General features: G+C 49.7%; 3 tRNA genes. All 3 read right to left on the minus strand.

Annotated features, from left to right (window positions below):
* Window positions 1-61: 61 nt before the first annotated feature.
* A tRNA-His gene (locus AX663_RS04290) sits at window positions 62-134 on the minus strand.
* 11 nt (window positions 135-145) lie between these two features.
* Window positions 146-216 (minus strand) — tRNA-Trp (locus AX663_RS04295).
* A gap of 5 nt (window positions 217-221) precedes the next feature.
* Window positions 222-302 (minus strand) — tRNA-Tyr (locus tag AX663_RS04300).
* Window positions 303-368 lie beyond the last annotated feature (66 nt).

Here is a 368-nt window from a genome sequence, read left to right on the forward strand (position 1 = left end):
ACCAACGCATGAGGGAGTCAAAGTCCCTTGCCTTACCGCTTGGCTATACCCCAAATATATAGGCGAATGAGGGGAATCGAACCCCCGAATGTCAGAGCCACAATCTGATGTGTTAACCACTTCACCACATTCGCCACTTTACTAACACGGGCAGTAGGAATTGAACCCACACTGAAGGTTTTGGAGACCTTAGTTCTACCTTTAAACTATGCCCGTAACTATGGAAGGGGAGGGATTCGAACCCTCGAACCCGAAGGAGCGGATTTACAGTCCGCCGCGTTTAGCCTCTTCGCTACCCTTCCAAAATATAAACAAATGGCGCGAGACGGAATCGAACCGCCGACACATGGAGCTTCAATCCATTGCTC

It is taken from the genome of Streptococcus sp. CCH8-H5 (genome assembly GCF_001556505.1).
Lineage (GTDB): Bacteria > Bacillota > Bacilli > Lactobacillales > Streptococcaceae > Streptococcus.